Source organism: uncultured Brachyspira sp., assembly GCF_944390845.1.
GTDB classification, from domain to species: Bacteria; Spirochaetota; Brachyspiria; order Brachyspirales; family Brachyspiraceae; genus Brachyspira; species Brachyspira pulli.
The window spans coordinates 1-25,549 of sequence record NZ_CALXRM010000016.1 but is presented as its reverse complement, the minus strand read 5'-3'; the positions used below and the strand labels follow the sequence as shown (position 1 = coordinate 25,549).

The 25,549-nt window shown below is 25.7% G+C and carries 19 protein-coding genes; 15 read left to right on the top strand and 4 right to left on the bottom strand.

The window, feature by feature from the left end; genetic code table 11:
• Positions 1–35: 35 nt before the first annotated feature.
• The 10 genes from Q0K52_RS05045 (at position 36) to rplT (ending at position 10,213) form a co-directional block, all read left to right on the top strand.
• Positions 36–1,850 (top strand): family 10 glycosylhydrolase, encoded by a 1,815-nt coding sequence (locus Q0K52_RS05045; RefSeq protein WP_297297124.1) that lies wholly within the window; start codon positions 36–38, stop codon positions 1,848–1,850.
• Between the two features lie 58 nt (positions 1,851–1,908).
• Positions 1,909–2,598, top strand: coding sequence for a hypothetical protein (locus tag Q0K52_RS05040; protein WP_297297122.1), 690 nt, complete (start codon positions 1,909–1,911; stop codon positions 2,596–2,598).
• 82 nt (positions 2,599–2,680) lie between these two features.
• Complete coding sequence (locus Q0K52_RS05035) at positions 2,681–3,868, top strand: Crp/Fnr family transcriptional regulator (RefSeq protein ID WP_297297120.1); 1,188 nt, start codon at positions 2,681–2,683, stop codon at positions 3,866–3,868.
• Positions 3,869–4,167: 299 nt separating this feature from the next.
• Positions 4,168–4,878: a type II restriction endonuclease gene (locus Q0K52_RS05030; protein ID WP_297297118.1), complete on the top strand. Its 711-nt coding sequence runs from the start codon at positions 4,168–4,170 to the stop codon at positions 4,876–4,878.
• A 15-nt stretch (positions 4,879–4,893) separates the two neighbouring features.
• On the top strand, positions 4,894–6,117 hold the full coding sequence (locus Q0K52_RS05025; protein WP_297297117.1) for an N-6 DNA methylase: 1,224 nt from the start codon (positions 4,894–4,896) through the stop codon (positions 6,115–6,117).
• Between the two features lie 5 nt (positions 6,118–6,122).
• Positions 6,123–6,692, top strand: coding sequence for a BspA family leucine-rich repeat surface protein (locus tag Q0K52_RS05020; RefSeq protein ID WP_297297115.1), 570 nt, complete (start codon positions 6,123–6,125; stop codon positions 6,690–6,692).
• Positions 6,693–7,023: 331 nt separating this feature from the next.
• Positions 7,024–8,955 (top strand): threonine--tRNA ligase, encoded by a 1,932-nt coding sequence (thrS, locus tag Q0K52_RS05015; RefSeq protein WP_297297113.1) that lies wholly within the window; start codon positions 7,024–7,026, stop codon positions 8,953–8,955.
• Between the two features lie 12 nt (positions 8,956–8,967).
• A complete protein-coding gene (infC, locus tag Q0K52_RS05010; RefSeq protein ID WP_297297110.1) occupies positions 8,968–9,555 on the top strand; it encodes a translation initiation factor IF-3 in 588 nt (195 codons plus the stop codon).
• 86 nt (positions 9,556–9,641) lie between these two features.
• A complete protein-coding gene (rpmI, locus tag Q0K52_RS05005) occupies positions 9,642–9,845 on the top strand; it encodes a 50S ribosomal protein L35 (protein WP_297297108.1) in 204 nt (67 codons plus the stop codon).
• A gap of 14 nt (positions 9,846–9,859) precedes the next feature.
• Positions 9,860–10,213: a 50S ribosomal protein L20 gene (rplT, locus tag Q0K52_RS05000; RefSeq protein ID WP_297297106.1), complete on the top strand. Its 354-nt coding sequence runs from the start codon at positions 9,860–9,862 to the stop codon at positions 10,211–10,213.
• Positions 10,214–10,681: 468 nt separating this feature from the next.
• Here the strand turns inward: rplT and Q0K52_RS04995 are convergent, their stop codons facing one another.
• From Q0K52_RS04995 to gdhA, 3 genes are all read right to left on the bottom strand, one after another.
• The gene (locus Q0K52_RS04995) at positions 10,682–11,437 is read right to left on the bottom strand and encodes a hypothetical protein (protein ID WP_297297104.1); all 756 of its coding nucleotides are present in this window, start codon (positions 11,435–11,437) and stop codon (positions 10,682–10,684) included.
• Complete coding sequence (gene murF, locus Q0K52_RS04990) at positions 11,430–12,782, bottom strand: UDP-N-acetylmuramoyl-tripeptide--D-alanyl-D-alanine ligase (RefSeq protein WP_297297102.1); 1,353 nt, start codon at positions 12,780–12,782, stop codon at positions 11,430–11,432. Before murF ends, Q0K52_RS04995 begins: the two co-directional genes overlap by 8 nt.
• Positions 12,783–13,319: 537 nt before the next feature.
• Complete coding sequence (gene gdhA, locus Q0K52_RS04985) at positions 13,320–14,672, bottom strand: NADP-specific glutamate dehydrogenase (protein ID WP_297297100.1); 1,353 nt, start codon at positions 14,670–14,672, stop codon at positions 13,320–13,322.
• 188 nt (positions 14,673–14,860) lie between these two features.
• Here gdhA and Q0K52_RS04980 point away from each other — a divergent pair, with 188 nt between their 5' ends.
• The 4 genes from Q0K52_RS04980 (at position 14,861) to Q0K52_RS04965 (ending at position 21,037) form a co-directional block, all read left to right on the top strand.
• Positions 14,861–15,403 carry a BspA family leucine-rich repeat surface protein gene (locus tag Q0K52_RS04980; protein ID WP_297297098.1) on the top strand — a complete coding sequence of 181 codons (543 nt, stop codon included), beginning with the start codon at positions 14,861–14,863 and terminating at the stop codon, positions 15,401–15,403.
• Between the two features lie 18 nt (positions 15,404–15,421).
• On the top strand, positions 15,422–16,060 hold the full coding sequence (locus tag Q0K52_RS04975; protein WP_297297097.1) for an N-acetyltransferase: 639 nt from the start codon (positions 15,422–15,424) through the stop codon (positions 16,058–16,060).
• Positions 16,061–16,557: 497 nt separating this feature from the next.
• Positions 16,558–18,876, top strand: a complete 2,319-nt coding sequence (locus Q0K52_RS04970) for a BspA family leucine-rich repeat surface protein (protein ID WP_297297094.1) — start codon at positions 16,558–16,560, stop codon at positions 18,874–18,876.
• A gap of 205 nt (positions 18,877–19,081) precedes the next feature.
• Positions 19,082–21,037, top strand: coding sequence for a BspA family leucine-rich repeat surface protein (locus tag Q0K52_RS04965; RefSeq protein ID WP_297297092.1), 1,956 nt, complete (start codon positions 19,082–19,084; stop codon positions 21,035–21,037).
• 644 nt (positions 21,038–21,681) lie between these two features.
• Here the strand turns inward: Q0K52_RS04965 and Q0K52_RS04960 are convergent.
• Positions 21,682–22,290: a DUF6198 family protein gene (locus Q0K52_RS04960; protein WP_297297090.1), complete on the bottom strand. Its 609-nt coding sequence runs from the start codon at positions 22,288–22,290 to the stop codon at positions 21,682–21,684.
• Positions 22,291–22,774: 484 nt separating this feature from the next.
• On the opposite strand from Q0K52_RS04960, the gene Q0K52_RS04955 reads away from it, so the two are divergent.
• Entirely contained in the window at positions 22,775–25,396 is a 2,622-nt protein-coding gene (locus Q0K52_RS04955) for a BspA family leucine-rich repeat surface protein (protein ID WP_367270968.1), read from the top strand.
• Positions 25,397–25,549: the final 153 nt, after the last annotated feature.

Here is a 25,549-nt window from a genome sequence, read left to right as displayed (position 1 = left end):
ATAATTTAAGAAAATATCACAACAATGAAGAAAGAATGAAGAAAATCCTTGTTTTAATATCCTTAACAATTTTATTAATATCATCATGCCAAACATTAGATATTATAGTACCAAGTAATTTAAGGTCTAAGCTTGTAAAAAATATGGACGATGATAGAAGTATAAATCCTCTTTATAGAGAGTTTAGGGCTGCATGGTTTTCTACAGTTGCAAATATAGATTGGCCTGTAAGAGGCGGAAGCGAATCGGAACAGAAAAAACTTGCTATAAAACATTTAGATACATTATATAAGAATAATTTTAATGCAGTATTTGTTCAGGTAAAGCCGGATGCAGGTGTAATATTTCCTTCAAAAATGAATCCTACAACAAGATATTTTTTTGGTTCTAAGTCTACAGATGAAAGAGATGATTATCCTTTCAAAACTGATATGTTAAAATTTATAATAGATGAAGCTCATAAAAGAAATTTAGAAGTTCATGCTTGGTTTAATCCATACAGGATATCTGCAACTTATGATTCAAATAAAAGTTATGCTGAACAATTTTCAAAAAAGAATTTTGTACACACTTATGTTTCTAATGATTTAAAGCCTATACAATGGTATGATAAAAAATTATATTTAGATCCCGGCGAACCAATAAGTGCTGAATATATAATAGCATCTGTTATGGAAGTTGTTGAAAATTATGATGTAGACGGAATACATTTTGATGATTATTTTTATCAGAATATAGCGGGGGATAAAACTTACAGAGATTGGCCGGACAAGGTAAGTGCATCTAAATATGGAGAAAAAAGAGGCTATAATATAACAAATACTTCACTTGATGATTATGGAGTTGACGGACTTTATGCTTGGAGGAGAGATAATATTAATAGGCTTGTAAGTGATTTATATAGAGAAATTAAAGCGAGAAAACCTTATGTCAAATGGACAATTTCACCAGCAGGAGTTTGGAGAAATAAAAATCCTTTATCAGAATATGCCGGATGTGAAAACGGAAGCGACACTAAATCATATAATCCTAATTTTGATGCCTTGCATGCTGATGTTCTTTTATGGATGTTTAATGGAGAAAAGACACCTACTTTAAGTAAAGCAACTGTTAAAGACGGGTTAAATAGAATGTATGTTGATGCAATAATACCTCAAATATATTGGAGCTCATCGCATCAAACAGCACCTTTCGATATTATAGCAGATTGGTGGATTAATGAAGCTAAAAAATCAAGAAGCGGAAATCTCGCTGATTTATATATAGGACATGCATTATATAAAATGGGAAGGGATACAAATGTAGAGCCTTGGCAGGATATAGATTTGATGTCAAAACAGGTAGAGTATATAAGAGAAAAAGGAAAAGGCTATGTAAAAGGTTCTACTTTTTTTACAATGCATAGCATGTATAAAAATGATAGGGACAGCGGAGATTTTGGAAACGAAGCACTTAAGTATATAAAAGAAAATGATTATATATTTAAAGCAATAGTTCCTACTATGAATACCATGAAAGATTTGAGAAAAGCTCCTTTGAAATTAGAAAATCCAACTATAAAGAAAGTTTTCGGCGGAATAGAAATAACATTTACAGACCCTAACGAATATAAAACTGATAAATATAATCATGCAGCAGTATCAACATCTACATATTATGCTATATATAGAGAAACTATCGGAGAATATGGCATAGAATTAATAGATAAAATAAGAAGAACAAATTTTGATGTAAATTCTAAAGTTAAATATAAAGATAAAACGGTAGATTCCAAAAAAACTTATATATATTATGTTACAGCATTAGACAGAATACATAATGAAAGCGAATATCTAAAAATCATAAATTAAATAAAAAATTAATGTAATATAATTTGACAAATCTTATCATTGTTCATATACTTGTATTATGGTATTAGAAAATTTATATTATACAGAAAATTATAAAAATCATTGGCTTAAATATGGTATCTTATTTGATGATAAATATTACGAAAAAGATAAAAAAGTTATATTGAATAATGATTACTATATGATCAATAAAAAGTATACTGGTTTCATTCATGAGAAAGATATTATAGGCTATGAAAGAAATTTGTATAAAAACGATGAATTAGTTTATAGTTATAAGAGTGATGATTCTCGTTTATTGAAAATAATAAAGCATGCAAATAATAATGATTATTTTTTCTTTAATAGAGATTTAACAGGTTTTTCTATATTAGATTTAAATCATAAAAATAAAGAATTTAATTTTTATTATAATAAACCTATATACAATGATGAACATTTAAATGGTGTTTGGATTTTTATAGATTTAGAATATTCAAATGGAAAAATACTTTTTTATGGATTTTATCTTTTTAAAGAGGATAGCGGGGCTTATAAAAGAGTATTCAATTATATGATTTATAATTTTTATGAAGATGTATTTAATAATCAAAAATATATTAATTTAGTTGATGTAAGAAAATTTATATATGATAAATATAATTACAATCTTGATGCAAATTACAAAGCGTACTTCAAAGAAGATTATATAGCAGTAGAAGATATGTTGAATAATAAATCATTTACTATAAAACATGATGAGTATTAATATGAAAAAATAATATTAATATTCTTGTTATATAAAAATAATGAAGTATAATAATTTATATAAAAATGAAGGGTTTGTTATTATGGTAGATTTTAATATTGTTGAGTTTAAAAAAGATTCTCTAATATTTGTTGCAGGTGAAAAAGCAAGAGATATATTTTATATAATTAAAGAGGGAAGCGTAATTGATAAAAATTATGTAGTAGATAATACTAATTTTGAATTTGTTGTTGGAGATATTATAGGAATGGTTTCTGCAGTATTGGCTGAACCTTATTATTCTACTATGATAGCAGCAACAGATGTTCAATTAATAGAAATACATGCTAAAGATATATACAATATTGAAGATGAAAAAATTATAGAAAATATATATAAGTATCTTATAAAATTTATGGAAATATGGCTTGGAAAGTATTTTTATAAGTTATCTGAAGCTTTAAACATTGGAAGCTATAAAGAGAATAATGCACTTGAAATAGCTAAAACTTATGAAGAACATGCATTTTATCCTGCATCATTATATATGTATAAGAAAATCATAGAAATGTTTCCAAATGAAGATCATACAGAAATAAATGAAAGAATATCAGCAATAGAAAAAAATAATAATATAGAACCTCCTTTAGAAATAAGTACCAATTTGTATGAATATAAAGCAGGAAGCTGTATATTTTCAGAATTAGAAAATAATACTGATGTTTATCTAATCAAAGAAGGAAAAGTTGGAGTATATAGTGTATTTAATGGAAAGCTAATAAGCAGAATAATATTCCTTAAAGGAAATCTTATAGGATATAAACCAATACTTGGTAATAAACATTTGCTTACTACTTGTATTGTATTAGAAGATACTATATTGCAGGTTGTAGGAAAAGATGATTTTATTAGATTGGCATACTCAAATAAGAAGCTTCAATATTATCTTATAAATGTAATGACTAGAAGAATATACAATACAGTTATAAAAAGTTATACTATAAGCATAAAAAGTGTAGTAGGTAAATTTTATAGTATAGTATATTCTTTTACAAAAACTGAATTATTGTTTGAAAAGAATACTGATTTCTTAGAACTTCCATATACTGTTTATGATATATGTGCTATGGTTGGAATTGAAGATGTTGATTATATAAAATCTGAAATGAAGAAAACAAATGTAATATTATTTTCAAGACAAGGAAGAATTATTATACCAAGTATTGAGAGTTTCTTTAAAGAATATGAGATGTATAGAAAAAGAAATTCTACAGCTAATATTTTTATATAATTTAGTATATAGTGAAATTTTTTAAGTTTGTCAATTTTTATATTTTTCTAAATGTAAATTGTGATTTTTATAAAATAAAATATTATATAATATTGATTAAACATGTTTTTATCTGTAAGATTAATTTTTGTATAATAGGGTAATCAATTGCATACTTACAGTACTTCCTTCGGTCGTGTATAGTTGGCATTTGATAAGATGAAGCAGTGTTGTGCGGGAAGGTGCCCGCGAAGCGTACCGAGCTTGTTGAGGTAGAGCTCGCGGTTGACAATTTTTAATATTATAAATATATTAATAAAATGCTTAGTGATATTTTTAAAGATATAATAAAAAATAAAAAAGAATGGCTTAAAAGTAAAGAGGGAGACGAATTTGAAGATAGATTTGAAACCTCTTTAAAGCGTCATGGATTTAATAGACGTATGCATGACGATAAAGAAATGAAAACTATACTTTCATCTATAAAGAATGATATATTAGATAAAAAGTCCGACAAAATAATCGATAATATTTATGCTTTAGAAGATAAAAGTATGGAAAATTGTTTTGTATGCCAGCCTTATGGAAGTCAAAATTTTCCAGATTTTTTAATATTTACATGTAAAAAAATTATAGCTATAGAAATAAAATACAGCAGCGGTAAATCATCAAGTCCTATGTGGAACAGTAATTTACCAAAGGCTAATGCTATTTATATATTTGGTTCTTATGGCAGGGGAGATGTTACTTTCTTTATAGGAGATGATGTGCTCCCTATGAATGAGCGTAATGAACTTATAGATTTTTTTGAAGAAATAAAAAAGCTTGAAGATAATTTCAAAAATAAAATGAAAAAAGATAATCAGAATAATTTATTTGCATATAAATTTGATAGGGGATTTAATGTTTATGTCAGACGTGCTTATGAACAGAATAAAACTATAAATGAGAATGCAAAAATAGATTATTTTCTACATGAAGATAGAATAAAATGCGAAAATAATGTTATAGAATTTTGTAATAGTTTGTGATTGTAAGAGAGTTATATGCATCAAGAATATACTGAAGAAAGCATTGATTATTTAATAAATACGGATATAGAAAAAAGAAAAAAACTAGGGCAGTATTTCACCCCTAAAAGTATAAGAGATTTACTTTTAAAAGAATTAACATCTATTTCAGATAAAAAAGATAATCCTAAAATACTTGATCCTGCATGCGGAAGCGGGGAGTTTCTTTTATCTTGTAATGAATATTTCAATAATCCTAATTTGTATGGATTTGAAATAGATGAAAATTTAGTTAATATATCTAAAAAATTAATTGATAAAGCAGATATAAAATGTATTGATACTTTACAGCTTGATACTGAAAAATCTATTAAATATGATTATGTTATAGGTAATCCTCCGTATTTTGAATTTAAGCCGGATAAAGAATTAAAGAAAAAGCATTCTGATATAATAAGCGGAAGAGTTAACATATTTTCTATATTTATAAAATTGGGTTTGGAATTGCTTAATGATGAAGGTTATTTAGCTTATATTGTTCCGCCTTCAATGAATAATGGAGCTTTTTTTAGTAAATTAAGAGAATATATCATTAATAACAGCAGTGTTGAATATTTGCATGTCGTTGAAGGTTCTGATAATTTTTATATGGCTAATCAAAAAGTCATGCTGTTAATACTCAAAAAAACTAATAGTAATAAAAATAAAAAATATATATTTTCAAAGAATGATATAACAATATTTACAGAAGATAAAACTTTTTTAAATAATGCTTATAAAAACACAATTAGTTTAAAAGAAATAGGGTATGAGGTGAAAACAGGAAGTATTGCTTGGAATAATTATAAGAAAAATTTAACAGGCGATAAAAATAATTCTATACCTTTAATATATTCTTCTAATATAGTTGATGGTAAAATAGTTATACCATATAAAAGAACATTGCAGTATATAAGAAATATTTCTGAAGATTTTATTATAAGAAATGAGGTTATAGTTGTTAATAGAATAACAGGGTCTCATAAGAATGTAAATATAAAATCTGCTATAGTTAGAGAAAAAGAATTTGTATGCGAGAATCATGTTAATGTTATATATCCTTTAAGTAATTATAATAAAGATTATAGTTTAGAATATATTTATAATGCCTTAAATGATGAAACAAATATAAAGGTATTAAGCCTTATAACAGGAAACACTCAAATATCAAAAACAGAATTGGAAAGACTTCTTCCTATAAAAATTATTAATAAGGTATAAACTTAATGAAGTATAAGCCAAAATATAAATTCGGATTATTGGATTATATTAAAGATGAAAGTATCAATTTAGCTGATATAGATACAAGTGATATGATTGATATGTCATATTTATTTGAAGATAGTAAAAGAAAAAATTTTGACGGCATAGAAACTTGGAATGTATCTAATGTAACTGATATGAAATGCATGTTTAAAAATGCGGAATATTTCAATGCTGATTTAAGTAAATGGAATGTGTCTAAAGTTCTTGATATGAGTGAAATGTTTAGTAATACAAAATATTTTAACTGTGATTTAACTTCTTGGAATATTGATAATATTAAAGACTTTGAAAATATTTTTGAAAATGCTTATTCTTTTACACATACAAAAAGTGTTTTAAAATTTTATAATAAATGTAAGAGCAGAAATTATAAAAAGAAACTTCAGTCAATGTTAGAAACTCTTGATATAAAAGAAGTTTATACAGAATTAATAAATGATAAAACTTATTATAAGAAGAATAAAGATTTCATAAAAAAGCTAGAAAATACATACTATGATGAATTGAAATATATAATAGTTGAGCATTAATATATACCAAAACAACTATATTTTGTCAAAAGTAAAGTTATATTGTTATTTTGATATCTGTGGCTTTGCTACCTGTAGCGTGCGGCGGGGAAAAGAACAACAAAAAAATGACAAACTTAAAAATTTTCAGTATGTAAAAATAAAATATTAATATGCAATCGTTTTAATATTATATAGTTTAATAAATTAATATTCTATTATCATAAAAACTTTATTTTGTAATTATTAAATATATAAGATGATTGACTATTATATAAAAATATGTTATAGTATATAGAAATGTTTGCAATTTATTTTGTAAATATAAAGTATCAATTCAAGAGGTGTAATAATGTCAAAAATTAATTATTTAGGACAGTCTTATGAATTGTCCAACGGAGAGTCTTTATTAGACTTCCTTAAACAAAATGCTAAAAAAGATTCCAAAGATGCAGTAGCAGCTAAATTTAATGGAACAGAAGTTGACCTTACATATACGCCTGAAACAGACGGCGATTTAGAATTGATACTAACCACCTCAGAAGAAGGCCTTGAAATATTAAGACACTCTACAAGCCACTTAATGGCTCAGGCAGTTAGAAGACTTTATCCTAATACTCAAGTTACTATAGGACCAGCTATTAAAGATGGTTTCTATTATGATTTTGATGCTGAAAAGCCTTTCACTGAAGAAGATTTGCCAAAAATCGAAGATGAAATGAAAAAAATCATAAAAGAAAATATTCCTGTAGTAAGAAAAGTAATGAAAAAAGATGAAGCTATAGAATATTTCAAGAAAGCTAATGAACCTTATAAAGTTGAAATTATAGAAGGTATAGATGCTGATACAGTATCTTTCTATGAACAAGGCGATTTTATAGATCTTTGCAGAGGACCTCATGTTCCTTCAACAGGTTATTTAAAATCATATAAACTTATGTCTGTTGCTGGAAGCTATTGGAGAGGTGACTCTAATAATAAAATGCTTTCACGTATATATGGTACAGCTTTTGAGAGTAAAGAATCATTAGATAAATACCTTAAAAAATTAAAAGAGGCTAAAGAAAGAGATCATAGAAAATTGGGTAAGGAATTAAATTTATTTAGTTTCCATGATGAAGGTCCTGGTTTTCCTTTCTGGCACCCTAGAGGAATGGTTATTTATAAAGCTGTTGAATCATATATAAGAAATGAAAATGACAAACGCGGATACGTTGAAATAAAAACTCCAGCTATACTTAATGAAGAATTATGGCATAGAAGCGGACACTGGGATAATTATAAAGAAAACATGTATTTTACAGAAATTGATGACACTAAATACGCTGTAAAACCTATGAACTGTCCCGGCGGTTTGATTGTTTATAATTCTAACATACACAGTTATAGAGATTTGCCTTTAAGAGTTGCTGAATTAGGTTTTGTGCATAGACATGAACTTTCAGGAGCTTTACATGGACTTTTCAGAGTAAGAGCTTTCACTCAAGATGATGCTCATATATTCTGTACTGAAGAGCAATTAGGCGATGAAATTATTAATACTATTGACTACTATTTATCTGTATATAAAGACTTTGGTTTCGAGAACTTTGAAATATTTGTTTCTACTAGACCAGCAAAATCAATCGGAAGCGATGAAATTTGGGAGCTTGCTACTAAATCATTAATTAATGCTTTAGACAAATTAGGAATAGCATATAAAATTAATGAAGGTGACGGAGCTTTCTATGGTCCTAAAATAGACTTTAATATTAAAGATGTTCTTGATAGAAACTGGCAATGCGGTACTTTACAAGTTGACTTCTCACTTCCTATGAGATTTGAGATTAGCTACGAAGGTAAAGATGGTAAAAAACATACGCCTGTAATGCTTCATAGAGCTATACTTGGTTCTATGGAACGTTTTATAGGTATATTAGTTGAACACTATAACGGTAAATTCCCATTATGGTTATCACCTTTACAAGTGGCTGTAGTTAATGTACTTAATGAACAATCTCAAATAGATAGAACTAATGAAGTAGCTAAGGCATTGAAAGATGCAGGCTTCAGAGTAGAAGTTGATGAAGGCGATGAAAATTTAGGTACTAAGATTAAAAAATACCGCTTGCAAAGAACTCCATATACAGTTATAATAGGAGCAGAAGAAGTTTCTAGCGGAAAATTATCTATTAGAACACGTTCTTCACAAGAAATTAAAGATATGGATTTAAATGAGTTTATAGAGAAACTCAAAAAAGAATCTAAGGAGAGAATGAATGATTCTATATTTACTACTAAATGAGGTAGCTAAATAATGGCAACAGTAAAAAAAGAAGGAGAGAGAATTAATCAATTTATTACTGCACCAGAAGTTAGAGTTGTGCATGATGAGAGAGGAAGCCTTGGTGTAATGAGTATTAAAGATGCTCTAGCACTAGCCAAAGAGGAAGGTTCAGATTTAGTAGAGATTGTACCTACAGCAGAGCCTCCTGTTTGTAAGATTATCAATTATGGTAAGTATAAATTTGATATTCAGAAGAAAAGTAAAGAAGCTAAGAAGAAGCAAAAGTTAGTGCAGCTTAAAGAGATCAAGATGCGTCCTCAAATAAGCATACATGATTATAACTTTAAAATGAAGCATATTCGTGAATTCTTAGATGAAGGCAACAAGGTAAAAATTACTATAATGTTTAGGGGTAGGGAAATGGCACATACTGAATTCGGCTATGACCTTATCAATAAAATTATACAAGATTTGGAAAATGAAGCTACTACAGAAAAGCCTGCTAAATTAGAAGGTAAAAATTTATCTGCAGTGCTTAATCCAATGAAGATGAAAAAGACTTCTTCCGATTCAGAAGGTTCAAGCAAGAAAGAAGTTTCTGAAGATACAGAAGAATAATAATTTATTAGCCCACTAGCTATGCGTACTTATCATACGTATAGATTGAGCATACAGTAAATATAATTTTAAAAGGATATTAGTTTATGAAACAAAAGTTAAAAACAAAAAGCGGTGCAAAAAAACGTTTTAGATTTTCTAAAAGCGGTAAAGTAAAATTTGCTCATGCATTTGGAAGTCACAAGTTTTTATGCAAAAGACCAGATACTAAAAGAAAGTATCGTAAAGCTAGAATTGCTGATGATACTAATATGCTAGAAATGCCAAGATTAATGCCTTACGGCAGATAATAAAGGAGACTAAGATGAGAGCAGTTAGCGGAACAGTAAGAAAGCACAAAGTTAAAAAAATATTAAAGATGGCTAAAGGTTACTATGGTTCTCATAGTAAGCAAATGAAACAAGCTAAAGAAGCTGTAATAAGAGGTTTAAAATACGCTTATCGTGATAGAAGACAGAAAAAAAGAATGATGAGACGTTTATGGACTCTAAGAATCAATGCAGCTTGCAGACCTTTAGGTATATCTTATAGTAAATTCATTAATGGTCTTAAAAAAGCTAATGTTATTATTGACAGAAAAGCTTTATCTAATTTAGCTATTGATGATTATAAAGCATTTGAAGCTGTAGTTGAAGTAGCTAAAAAGGCACTTGCTTAATTGAAAAACTAAAAATATTTACTTATGTATAAAATTACCGTTAGTATTCATAATTTGAATGCTAACGGTTTTTTATTTTATAGTGTTTACTAAATCAATATTATTCTTTGTCTTATTTTGTTATATTATAAATACTGTAAATATTTACAATTAATAAAAATTATGAAAAATTATAATATTTTTTCTTTTTTTTATAAAAATACTAAAGTTAATTTCCTTGCGGCCGATAATATATTTAGTTGATTGGACTACCCCCCAATAACTATATTTGTAATAAGCCGCTTTGTTCATCCCACAAAAGCGGTTTATTTTTTTTAAAACTTATTTTTAAGATGAAATAATATATATTTTTCTACACTTAAAACTGATATGGATTTTTGAATTTATATTTTAAATACTTATAGATATGGATATATTTTATAGTTAAAAAAATTAACAAAGCGTTAATAATTATAAATTAAAGTATTGTTATGAGTTACTTTTTAAGTCTTTTAAGTTTTTTTCAAGCATAATAAATTTATTATCAAAGAATTTGAACATTCCTATATAATCATCATCTGTCTGCATAGTATTTCCATCTTCAAGATTCAAATTATTTTCTATAATACTTCTTGATAAGATAGTTAATATCATTATAATGCTCTCTGCTTCTCTAACCGTTTTATAAGCCATAATCTCATATTTGCCAAAATTTTTTAAACCTTCAGTAAATGCATGATTGCCGTTATTATCAGAGAAAACATCTATTCTAACCCATAAACGAGTAGGGAAGTATTTGTTGTTTTTTCTATATTCATTCATTTCAAATAAATACCTATTGGTGGATATTAGTAAATTAATTTCTCCTATTAAGATTGCTGATACATCATTAGTATTTATTATGGAATAGCATACTTTATTAAAAGTCAAAGCAATATCTTTAAAATCTGTATTATCAGCATTTACTTTCATAGATAAAAATGCATTATGACTCAATACTTTTTGTTTTGTTTCATCATCTATATCATTATAATTCATTAATATTTCAGCTTCTTTATCTGGTACATTGAATGGAGCTAATTCATATTCAAAATTTATATCATTAATAGTAAATTTATTTTTATTATTAAAAGTAGATATATTTATGTTTATATCCCAATCTATTTTTAATTGAGATGTGAAATCATTAAAGCTTTTATTATCTAATAGTATAAAAGCTATTATAGAATTACTTTGATTATTCATTTGTTATAGCCTCTATTATAGCAGCAAAACCCATTCCTAAAGATGCTTTTATTAACATTGCAGTATTATTATTTAAAAATTCTTTTACCTTTTCTATGGCACTTTTAGCATTATCAAAATGATATTTCTCACAATTAACAATATTGTAAATATCTTTAGAATGATTTCCAATAGCTATTACAACATCAATATTTTTTAACTCATTGATAAGATGTCCTATATCTTTATGATAAGTGGAATTTTCAGTTTCTGTTTCAAGCATATCACCTATAACAGCAATTTTTTTATTTTCATTTCTTTGAGATAGGAATTTAAGCATGTTTTTTAATGCTGACGGATTAGAATTGTAGCAGTCATTTATTACATTGCAGCCTTTAATATTGATTATTTGCATTCTGTTTTTCTGAGGTTCATAAGTATTTAAAATATCAGCACATTTTTTTAGATCAACATCATAAATTTCTGCTGCTTTTAAAGCTGATAATATATTATTTAAATTAAAATCTCCTATTAAATTATGCTTGAAAATAGTATCTTTATATTCAAATGTATTATCATCTTTTTTTGTTATCTCTTTTATATCAACTTCTATTATATTTTTTATATTATTTCTGATTGCTTCTTTTTTTAATATATCAACACAATTAGTTTTTTTATTTATTACAGCATTAGCATTTTCTCTAGTATTGTTAAAAAGTTCTGATTTTGCATAAGCTATATTTTCTATAGAACCTAAATGGGCAATATGTACAGGCTCTACATTATTTATTAAAACAGTATTTGCTTCAATAGCTTCTGATATTCTTAAAAGTTCATTTTTATGATTCATTCCAGCTTCAATAACTGCTATTTCATAATTATCATTTAAATTGAATATAGTTTTAGGAACTCCTATTTCATTATTTAAATTTCCTTCAGTTTTTAATACTTTATATTTTGTTGATAAAAATAGGGCAGTCAATTCTTTAGTAGTAGTTTTTCCGCAGCTTCCTGTTATTGATATTACTGGTATATTAAATCTTCTTCTGTATTCTCTAGCTAATTTTATAAAGAAAAGTATTGTATCATCACTATAAAAAACTACCGCATCATTTGGGAGTTCTATAGTTTTGTCGCTTAATATAAAATATCTGCATCCTTTATTATAAGTTTCTAATGCAAATTGATTTCCGTCAAATTTTTCACCTTTTATAGCTAGGAATAATTTATTAACATCAAAATTATCTCTGCTGTCTGTTGATATTTCAAGTTCTTTATTTAAATTTTCATTTTCTAAATTTTTACTGTATTGAGAATTTAATTCTTTGCTTACTTTTATTATATCTTTTAATGAAGTTTTACCCATAATAATTTTCCAATTAATTTATTTTATTAACATAATTAAACCATGTAAATAAATAATTGTAAAGTATATTATTATAAATATAATATTATATTTCATTATTAAATTATGAATGAAGTTATAAATATTTTTCTATAAGCTACTAAAAATTTTTGACTTTGTAAACTGATGCACTTTATATAAATGTTATCTACTTTTTTGTCGCACACGCTCTGCGGATTTCGTCAAAGTAGCAAAAAACGCAATTGTTAGAACTTTATATTAAATATATAGTTATTAAGTATAGTATATAACCTGAAATTTAGACTAAAAATGCAGTCTTTCGCGAAGCGTATCCGAGCCTGTCGAGGATATAGGTTCTTTGTGTCACCACCGAGTAGGTGCCTAATCGGCAAAAGAAGTGGGGGGTCGGGGGCTAGTCCCCGAAAATAATAACAATATAAAAAATAAAATTGACAAAGTTAAAAATTCTTAGTATATAAAAAAGAATGCTGTCAATATTAAATATCAACAGCATTCCTTTTCAATAACCAATAAATTTTAAATTAAACCAAAAGGTATCATAGTGTCAGCAACTTTAACGAATCCGGCTATATTAGCACCTTTCAAATAATCGCCTTTGAATCCGTATTCTTCAGCAGTTTGATAACAAGTATTATGAATATTAGTCATAATGTTTTTAAGTTTGTTATCAGTGTAATCAAATTCCCATTTATCCATAGAAGCATTTTGCTGCATTTCTAAAGCAGAAGTAGCAACTCCTCCGGCATTTGTAGCTTTACCAGGAGCATAAAGAATGCCAGCTTTTTGGAATACTTCAATAGCTTCAGGAGTAGCAGGCATATTAGCTCCTTCAGTAACAGAGATACATCCGTTTTTAACTAATGTTTCTGCACTTTTAGCATCAAGTTCGTTTTGAGTAGCACAAGGCAAAGCAATGTCGCAGGCAATATCCCAAATGTTTCCATTTTCAATATATTTAGCAGAAGAATGAGCATTAACATATTCTTTAATTCTTTTTCTTTCTACTTCTTTTAATCTTTTAACAGTATCTAAATTAATACCGTTTTCATCATAAATAACTCCGTTAGAGTCAGAACAAGCAATAACTTTAGCACCTAATTGAGTAGCTTTCTGCATAGCATATATTGCAACATTACCAGAACCAGAAACTACTACTTTTTTACCTTCAAAACCATTTTTACCATTAGTCTTAAGCATTAGGTCTGTGAAATATACAAGTCCGTAACCTGTAGCTTCAGTACGAGCTAAAGAACCGCCGTAAGCTAATCCTTTACCAGTTAATACACCAGGCTCAAATCTGTTTTTAAGTCTTTTATATTGTCCGAATAAATATCCAATTTCTCTTGCTCCAACTCCTATATCACCAGCAGGAACATCTATATCATAACCGATATGTCTTTGAAGCTCAGTCATGAAACTTTGACAGAAACGCATAACTTCATTGTCGCTTTTTCCTTTAGGGTCAAAATCGGAACCGCCTTTACCTCCGCCTATAGGTAAGCCAGTAAGAGCATTTTTAAATATTTGCTCAAAGCTTAAGAATTTAATAATACCTAAATAAACAGATGGGTGAAAACGTAATCCGCCTTTGTATGGTCCTATTACACTTGAGAATTGTACACGGAAACCTCTGTTTACATGTATTTCTCCCTTATCGTCCATCCAAGGAACTCTGAACATAATTTGTCTTTCAGGTTCGCATATTCTTTCTATTATCTTTTGTTCAATATAATGAGGCTTTTTCTTTAATACAACTTCTAAAGTGCTTAATACTTCTTTTACTGCTTGGTGAAATTCTGCTTCACCAGGATTTCTTTTTACTATTTTGTTGTAAATGGCTTCTAATTGTTCGTTCATTTGAGAAGACATAAATAAATCTCCTTTTTTTTATTTGTTGAAAAAATTATATATTAAATAGTATTATTGTCAATAGTAATTTTAAAGCATTTTTTATTTATTGTGCATAAATTTCTTTTTAAATTGAAAAATAATTAAAAATATTATAGATTTTATACATATAATGTTAATTATTAAAGCTATTTAGAAGGTGTTAATAAATGAAAGATAAATATAAACCAGTAACAAAAGATGAATTAATAGATTTGATAGAAAGAAAAATAAAATTTGATAGAATAGATACAAGCCTAATAACTGATATGTCAGGATTATTTGAAAATTCTATGCTAAGAAATTTTAAAGGTATTGAAACTTGGGATACTTCACAAGTTACAGATATGAGTTCAATGTTTTGCGGTGCTAAAAGTTTTAATCATGACATATCAAATTGGAATGTATCTAAAGTAAAGAATATGAGTAATATGTTTTGCCGTGCTGAGAAATTTAATCAACCTTTAAATAGTTGGGACGTTTCTAATGTTACTAATATGGAAAATATGTTTAGGATTGCTAGACTCTTTAATCAGCCTTTAGATAATTGGAATGTAAGTAAAGTAAAAAATATTGATGGTATGTTTTGGGTAGCTGATAGTTTTAATCAGAATTTAGATTCTTGGGTTTTGGCAAAAAATGCAAAGATGAATATGTCTTTTTACTGCTCTGCTATGCAGGATAATACTCCAGTTTGGTATAAAAGTGAGTAATAAATAATGAGTATTGAAATGAGTAAAATAGAAGATAGTAATTTATTTATGATGTGCAAATCGATTAATAAAAATGCATTGTCAGATATTCCTAATGGTTATCATATAAGAAATTGCAAAAGAGATGAATTAAATTTATGGTTTGAATTTCCATTTGATAATGAAGAAGATAAGAAAAACTATAGAGGTTTTATGGAGCAATATTTCAAAGATGTGTATGGAAATAATGAAAAATTATTTTTTGAAAAATGTTTATTTATTTGTGATGAAAATGATACTCCTATAGGAACATGTTTTGCTTGGAAGGCTTATAATTCTATAACTACGATACATTGGTTTAAAGTAAAAAAAGAATATGAGGGGCAGGGTATAGGAAGGGCTTTAATTTCTTATGTTTTAAATTCTATAGATGAAAAAGACTTTCCGATATTTTTGCATACTCAGGCTGGAAGTTTTAGAGCCATAAAATTATATAGTGATTTAGGATTTGTTTTACTTACCGATGAAAAAATAGGGTATAGAGAAAATCATTTAAATATTGCTTTGCCTTATTTAAAAGAAAAAATGCATTTAGAAGATTATAATAAATTAAAGTTTGATAAAGCTATAAAAGAATTTTTAGATGCTGTAAAAACTTCTGAGATAAATCAATTTTAAATTTCATTACTAAAGGATAATTAATGAATAAATACAAACCTTGTACTAGATAAGAATTAAAAAAATTATAGATGCTCAAAGTATTTCTAATATGAAAATTGATTTTTTAGATTTTTCAAGTGTTAGTAAGAATTTATATAAAATAATACCTTTATATAAATATATGAAATATTTTATAAAAGTTATTATATAATGAATATATTATTATGTTTATAATATTATTAATGCTTTATACTGTATTAGTATTTATTTAATATTTGAAAAGTAATAAATTATATTATATATAGATTTAAAATATGTAATAAATGTATTAATAAATACTGTATAAATAAATTTTAGATAATTCTAACATAAGAACGATGTATATATTTACATTTCTTTTTTTATAGTGTATAATCCTACTGATTTTTTGTAGGAACAATATTTTTTTATTAAAAAATTTATTTTTCACATTAACAAATATTTAATTTGAATTGATTGTAAGCGGAGAGATTATTATGTCAGAAAAACAATTTAAACCAAAAACTAAAGAAGAATTAAAAAAATTAGTAGAAGATAAAAGTATTAATCTTGGAAGTATTGATACAAGTTTAATAACAGATATGAGATATTTATTTCTAATGAGTAAAAGAGAAGATTTTTCAGGTATAGAAACCTGGGACGTATCTAATGTTACAGATATGGCAGCAATGTTTAAAGAGTGTGAAACTTTTAATCAGCCTTTAAATAGTTGGGACGTATCTAATGTTACAAATATGTATGCTATGTTTTATGGTGCAAAAACTTTTAATCAGCCTTTAGACAAATGGAATATTTCTAAAGTTACGAGTATGGGTGAGATGTTTATGAATGCCAAGAGTTTTAATCAGGATATAAATAATTGGAATGTATCTAATGTTGAATATATGAATGAGATGTTTTTGGGTTGTGAGAATTTTAATCAGCCTTTAAATAGTTGGAATGTATCTAATGTTGAGAATATGGCTGGTATGTTTAAAAATGCTGAAAACTTTAATCAGCCATTAGACAAATGGAATACTTCTAATTTAAAACATATTATGGAGATGTTTAACGATGCTAAAAGTTTTAATCAAAATATAAATAACTGGGATGTATCAAACGTTGCCTGTATGATTTCTATGTTTGAAGGAGCTAAGAATTTCAATCAGCCTTTAGATAAGTGGAATACTTCCAATGTTGATGGTATGGGTCATATGTTTGCAGGTTGTGAGAATTTTAATCAGTCTTTAAATAGTTGGGACGTATTTAATGTTGCTAGTATGTATGCTATGTTTAAAGGAGCTACAAATTTTAATCAGCCTTTAGATAAATGGGACACTTCTAATCTAACAGGGCTTGCAGATATATTTTGTGATGCTTCTTCATTTAATCAGGATTTAAACAGCTGGAAAACAGAGAAAGTAGAATATATGAATAATGCTTTTTTTAATGCTTCATCTTTTAATCCTGATAATATAAAAAATTGGAGTTTCAAGAAAGTTAAAGAATTTGATAATATTTTTAATAATGTGTCATTAGAGTTAATAATAAAAATATATTCTTTTCAAAGCTCAAAATCTGCTATAAAAAACTTTGAAGAAATTATAAATAAATTTGATATAAAAGAAGTTTATAAACTTGGATTAAAATACAATAAAAAGGCAGTAGCTGAAGTTCTCAAAAAGCTTGAAAATACTTGTTATGATGAATTAAAAGAGCTTATTTATAGTAAAGAAGATATTATAAAAGAGTATAAAGAATTAGAAAAAGAAGAAAAGAAATCGTCACCTAAAAAAGAGAAAAAATATACTAAAGAAAGTAAACAGATACAAATGCATCAGCCAAAAAACAAAAATGAATTAATTAAACTAATAGCAGAGAAAACAAAATTTGATAAAATAGATACTTCTTTAATAACAGATATGAGTAATCTTTTTAAAGGTTCTAAATTAAAAAAATTCGATGGTATAGAAACTTGGAACGTATCTAATGTAGTAAATATGGAAAGTATGTTTGAGGAAGCATTAGGTTTTGATCATAATATAAACAGTTGGGACGTTTCAAAAGTTGAGAATATGAGTTCTATGTTTAAAAAATGTAAAAAGTTTAATTCTCCTCTTAATGATTGGAATGTATCTAAAGTTGTTAATATGAAAAATATGTTTGCTAATTGTGAGAGTTTTAATCAGCCTTTAGATAAGTGGAATGTAAGTAATGTAAAAGATATGTCATCAATGTTTTATTATGCTGAAAGCTTTAATCAAAATATTAATGACTGGGATGTATCTAATGTTGAAAATATGTCTAGTATGTTTGAAGGTGCTAAGCTTTTTAATAGTGCTTTATACAAGTGGAATGTATCTAACGTAAAAGATATGTCATCAATGTTTTGTTTTACTAAAAGTTTTAATCAGCCTTTAAATAGTTGGAATGTATCTAATGTTGTTGATATGGAAGGTATGTTTAAATTTTCTAGTTTCAATCAGCCTTTAGACAAATGGAATGTAAGTAATGTAAAAGATATGTCAATGATGTTTGATAATGCTAAAAGTTTTAATCAGCCTATTAATAATTGGAATGTTTCTAATGTTACAAGTATTAGTACAATGTTTCGTTATGCTTCATCATTTAATCAGCCTTTGGATAATTGGGACGTTTCTAATGTGGAATATATGAATTCTGTATTTTATGAAGCTGAAAGTTTTAATCAGAATTTAGAATCTTGGAATGTATCCAAAGTAGAGCCTAATCGTATGAGAGATATGTTTGATAACTCAGCAATGGAAAATAATAAGCCTTCTTGGTATAAAGATTAATTTTTATTAAATTTTAATTAGCTAATAATTTGTTAATAAAGTTATTGGTTAATTAAATTAAGAAACCTATATAGCAGTAAAATGAACTAATTAAAGATTATATCAGCTTTTACCAAAGCTGCAAAAGGTAAATGATATAATTTATTTAGTATAATAAAAATTTGAAAATATTAAAAAATATAAAATAACATAAGGATATATTATTATGAAATACAAACCTCAAACAAAAGAAGAATTAAAAAAATTAACAGATGATGAAAGTATTTGTCTATCTGATATAGATACAAGTAATATTACAAATATGAGTGAATTATTCAGAAATAGTGAAAGAAAAAATTTTGAAGGCATTGAAACTTGGAATACTTCAAAAGTTACAGATATGAGTTTAATGTTTAATAATGCTATATATTTCAATAATGATTTAAATTCTTGGAATACTGAAAATTTAAAGAAAATTAATTATATGTTTTTGGGAGCTTTAAATTTTAATAAATATCCTGATAAATGGAATCTTGATAATATAAAGGAAGCTTATGATGTTTTTAATAAGGATATTGATATAAAAAAACTTCCTATTAATTTAAGAGTTCTTTTATATTTTGAAGATTTTGATAAAATAAAAGACATTAATATAATAGATATATACAAATCAATAATGACCTCTAACAATAGAAAAATTATATCATTTAGAATAAAGCTAGAAAAAGAATACTATGATGAACTTAAAAGTTTAATAGAATATAGAGAAAGTATAGAAGCTAATAGTGAAATTAGTTTTAAAAATATAGAAGAAGTTGAAAATTATGTTGCCAGTAATTATGAAGAATCTTTTGATAAAAGTTTAAAATTTATTAAAGATGATTACAATGTTTTAACAAAAGATAAAAATAAAAGAATTGACATAAAGATTATAAGGTTTATTTATGGCAGTTATTTAAAAATCAAAGATAATGTAAGAAGATTAAAGATTATAGACAATATAATAAATTTACTAGATATTGATAGTTTTAGAGAGGCAGCATATAAGATATTTGAAAGCGACAGGAGTAAAATTGCTTCAAGAATAATATGCGGTATATATGGTAATGGAAATATTATCAAAGATTATGCCAAAAGTATTCAAGGAAAAGAATTTTATCCTCGTTCTTATTATATTTATATACTTGCTTTAAATGACGGTAAATATGCATTAAGTTTATTAGATGAAATGTCAAGAAAATCAAAAATTGAAAGTGTGATAAATGCTTCAAATTTTGCTCTTGATACAATAGCAGATAAATTGAAAGTAAGCAGGGAAGAATTAAGTGATTTACTTATCCCTGATTTTGGACTCGATAAAAATGGTGAGAGAATTATACATATAGAAGATAAAGAATATAAAATATCTGTTAATTCTAATATGGATATTGATATAATTGAAAAAGATAAGATAATAAAAACTGTTCCTAAAATTTTTTCTAAGGAATTAAAATCTGAAATTAGTTTTATAAAAAAAGAAATAAAAAATGTAATAAAGAGAGAAAGGGAAAAAATATTATTACTTATTATGAATGGAAGGAAATATAATTATTTATTTTGGAGAAATATTTATATTTATAATTCATTTTTGAGTTGTTATTCTATAGAATTAATTTGGAATTTATATGATGAAAATAATAATTTTATAACAACTTTTAGATATTTAGGCGACAGAAGTTATATTGATTCTAATGATAATTATGTAACATTAAATGAAAATAATTTTATAAGTTTAGCTTCTCCTTTAGAAATGAATAATGATTTAATAGAAAAATGGATTAAACAATTATATGACTATGAAATATCACAGCCTATTAAACAGCTTCAAATTATTGATAATTTAGAAAAAGAATTTTATAAATATAATGATGTTAATGTAACATTATCTAAATTAAAAAATTCTATAAATAAATTTTCTTTTAAAGAGATTTCTCATGATTATCAATTTGTAAATGGTTATGAGTATTTTGACAATAATAGCGGTTTATCATTATATATAGATGCTCAATTTGATAGAAATACAAATTATACTGATGAAATTGATATTAAAGTTTCAATTCATGGTGAAAATGAAAATAATAAACATTTATTGAATAGATTTATGTATGGAAGTATTTTGATTTTGGAGAATTTATTTAATTAATATTAAATCTAATGATAAAAAATTAATATATACCTAAACAACTATATTTTGTCAATTTTAGTTTTTTCAATTTTATTGCTTGTGGTGGCTTTGCCCCCACACCCCCAGTTCTTTTGTTGGCACAAAGAACCAAAAAGACTGCATTTTTAGGCTATATCCTATATTTAATAGGCATATTTTTAATATAAAGTTCTAGCAATTGCGTTTTTTGCTACTTTTTTGCCGCACACGCTCTGCGGACTTCGTCAAAGTTGCTGCCGCAGGCACGCTTCGCGAAAGTGCAAGGTATAAAATTAGTACTGAATCATACTAAAATTGTTTTACATGTAATATAAACTATTAATTTAAGCTAAAATATAGCCCTTCGCAAAGCGTATCCGAGTTTATCGAGGATATAGGCTTCTTTGTGGCAATACCACCCTAAAGGACTTCCTATGGTCGCAGGCACTCCTTTCAGTCGCAAAAGAAGTGGGGTGTTGCGTAAGCATGCAGAGCGGTGGGCAAAGCCCCGCAGATATTTAAAATTAAAAAAATTATTTTTGACAAAGTATAGTTGTTTATGTATAAAATCACACATTATTTTTTCTATGTAATAATTTTTTTTATATATGGTATAAATTCTATTTTTTTGTCAAGAAGTTTACCTATAAAAGAAATAGCTTTACCCATTGTAAAGCAGCAAGTACAGTACCTATTCCAAGACCTTTTATATGTCCTAAAAATACAAATGTAAGTATTGCTGTTGTCAATAGGCAAGTTACATCGAATATTATTTTTACCTTTGCATAAGGTACTTTTATTATATTGGATAATTCTCTTGGAAATAAATCTGTTGGTATTATAGGAAGTCCGCATCTATTTGATAAGGCTATTCCAAATGCTAATATAAAATAGCTTATTATAAAATATATAATCCTGCTTGTTATTGTTAATGGTAAATGATTTATCCAAGCGGCATGTATATCTACAAATTTACCGAAACAAAATCCTACAACAAAACTAAATAAATATTCTCCAACAAATTTTTTCCTTAATATCATAAGTACTAATACAAGTAAAGTTTGAAAAATATAAGTAAAAGTTCCAAGAGATATGTTCTTTATAACCTCAGAAAAAGCATAAGGTACACTTGATATAGCAGATATTCCTGAACCTGAATAAAGCATTAATACAACTCCGAAACTATTTATAATTACGACTAAAATTAATGCTAATTCTCCGATTATTATTATATGCTTGTTTTCTGATGTCATTTTGTAACCTTTATACAATACCGATTTTTTATCGCAAATATTATATAACTAATTATATATTAATCAAGGTATTTTTTATGAGTTGTGTTTTTTAATTTATTTAAAATTCCCACCCTTTATTTTTTATAGTTTTATTTTGAAATTATAATATTATTATATTTATAGCTTTATCAGAAATTTCAGCACCCGCCCAAGATTTTTTTAAATTTAAGACTTTACTCTACGCACGGTGAACGAAATTTCAAATATAATAAAATTATAATTCATAATTAATATATATTTTATAGTTTTATTCTACGTGCGGTGAAGTAATTATATAGTTAAATAAAATTTGGGTGGGTTTTCTAATTTCAGTATTGTTTTTAAAGAAATTAAAAAATAAAAATAACAAATACAAGTTGTAAATATAGAAGGGTGGGACTTTTTAATAAAATTGCAAAATATGTAAAAGAATATAGAATAATAAAAAAGAATAAGGAACATAATAATGAAATACAAGCCTCAAACTAAAGAAGAATTAAGAACTTTAATACAAGATGAAAATATTTATTTAGGTGATATAGATACAAGTTTAATAACGGATATGAGCAGATTATTTTCATCAACAAAAAGAGAAGATTTTTCTGGTATAGATAAATGGAATGTAAGTAATGTTATAGACTTTAGTTATATGTTCAGTGAGTGTGTAAATTTTGATGAAGATATTTCTAAATGGAATTTATATAACGCTGAAAATATAAAAGGAATGTTTAAATATTGTAAAAAATTTAATCAAAATTTGAATTCTTGGAATGTATCTAAAGTAAAAGAAATGGTTTACACATTTGCTCATTGTTCAAATTTCAATCAGCCTTTAGATAATTGGGATACTTCCAATGTAATAAGTGCTACTGGTATGTTTATGAATTGTAGAAATTTCAATCAAAATATTAATAATTGGAATGTTTCTAAATTAGAATATGCCAATAACATGTTTGAAGAATGCTGGAATTTCAATCAGCCTTTAGATAAATGGAATACTTCTAGTTTAATAAGTACTGCTAGTATGTTTAAGCATTGTATAAACTTTAATCAAAATATTAATAATTGGAATGTTTCTAAATTAGAATATGCAAATAGTATGTTTGAAGATTGTTATAATTTTAATCAGCCATTAGACAAATGGGATACTTCTAATTTAAAGTATATATCAAATATGTTTAAATTTTGCTATGAATTTAATCAGCCATTAAATACTTGGAATACATCTCAAATTATAGAAATGGATTATGTTTTTCATAAAGCTAAAAAGTTTAATCAGCCACTGGATAAATGGGACACTTCTAATGTAGTATCTATGCAATGTTTATTTTATGATGCAGAAAGTTTTAATCAGAGTTTAGGTACTTGGAAAGTTGATAAAGTAGAAAATATGATTGGAATGTTATTTAGAAGTGGTTTTCAGTATTATGATTTTTTGGAGGATTGGAATATTGAATCTCTTGAGTATTTAGGCGATTGGTCTAATGTTATTTATAAAAATATAGATAAATTAAGTTTGAAATGGATTTTATATCTATATGCTTTTGACAATGATAATAAAATTATAATTAAAAAAATAGAGGAGAATATAAAAGAGATTCATAAAATAGCTTCAGAAATAAAAAATAAAAAAGTTCAATTTGCTAAAAGAAAATTAGAAAATATTTATTATAATGATTTGAAAGAAGCTGTTAATTATGAAATATTTGACAGTATTGAAAAATATGAAGAAAGTATCAATAAAAAATTAAATAAAAAAGAGGAGAAGAAAGTTTCTTATATAGAAAATTGTAATGTATTAATAAAAGATAAATCAAGAATAGTTGATACAAAAGTTATAAAATATATATACTTAAAATATTTAGAGTTAAAAAGAGATATTTATTATTTGCTTGAAATTAATTCTATAATTGGTTTACTTGACAGAGAAAGTTTTTTGACTTTTGCTAAAAATATTTATATAGAAACATATAAAGAAGCTGCTGCTATTGTTTATGGTTTGTATGGCGGAGATGAAGCTTTAAAAGAAATATACAAAAAAGAAAAAGACTCTAACTTATTTTTAATAATTTTATCATCAGTAAAAACAACTGAATATAGTATTAAGTTATTATATGATATTTATTCAAAAACTAAAAAATCAGAATTGAGAGAAAATGCTTTTAATTTAATAAATAAGATATCAAAGGAAATAGGACTTGATATTGATGATTTAGAATTAAAGTTTAGTTCAAATTTGGGATTCGATTCAAGAGGAGAAAAAATTATTAATGATAATTATAAATTAATTTTGAATGCTGATTATTCTGTAAACGTATTTGATGTAAAAAATAATAAAGAATTAAAAACTACTCCTAAAAATTTAGAAGAAAGTATAAAAGAAGAAATTAAATATATAAAAAAAGAAATACCAAAAGTAATAAAGAAACTTTCTATAAATTTAACAAAATTATTGATGCATGAAAAGAAATATAATTATAGCTTTTTCAAAGAAGTATTTATCGATAATCCTTTAATGAATAAATTTTCTTCTTCTCTTATATGGAATTCGTATGATAAAGATAATTTGTTTTTAACTACATTTAGATATGCAGGTGACGGAAGTTATACAAATTGCGATGATGAAGAAGTAAATATTTATGATGATAGCTTTATAAGTTTAGCAAGCCCTATAGAAATGGATAATGAAAGTATTACAAAATGGAGAAAACAATTAGAAGATTATGAATTAGTTCATCCAATCAATCAATTAACTATAATAAAATTAGATAAAAATAATTTGGAAAGTGAAATAAATAAATTACAAAACATTGAAATATCTTATGGAACTTTTAAGGCTTTTGGTGCTAGATATTTAATGACTCCTAATTATTTAGATTATGGGGTAGTTGAAGGTTATAAATTAAAAAATGGAGATTGTTTTGAAATAAAAATAGATGCCAATAATGAAATTGATTATAAAGATAAAGTAAAAATCAACATTAACTTTTATAATGAAAATAATAAAAAAGTGCATGATAGATTTATTTATACATTACTTATTTTGATGATTTGGGATTTTAGGATTACTGATATGTTTTATTAATAATTAAGAAGTAAAAATTATTTTGAAGTCCCGCCCTTTATACTTTTTTGTTTTTAATTTGTAATTGTAGTTTCATTATATACTGAAAATTTTTAAGTTTGTCAATTTTTTTAATATATTGTATAATAATAATATGGATTTTAATTTAACAGA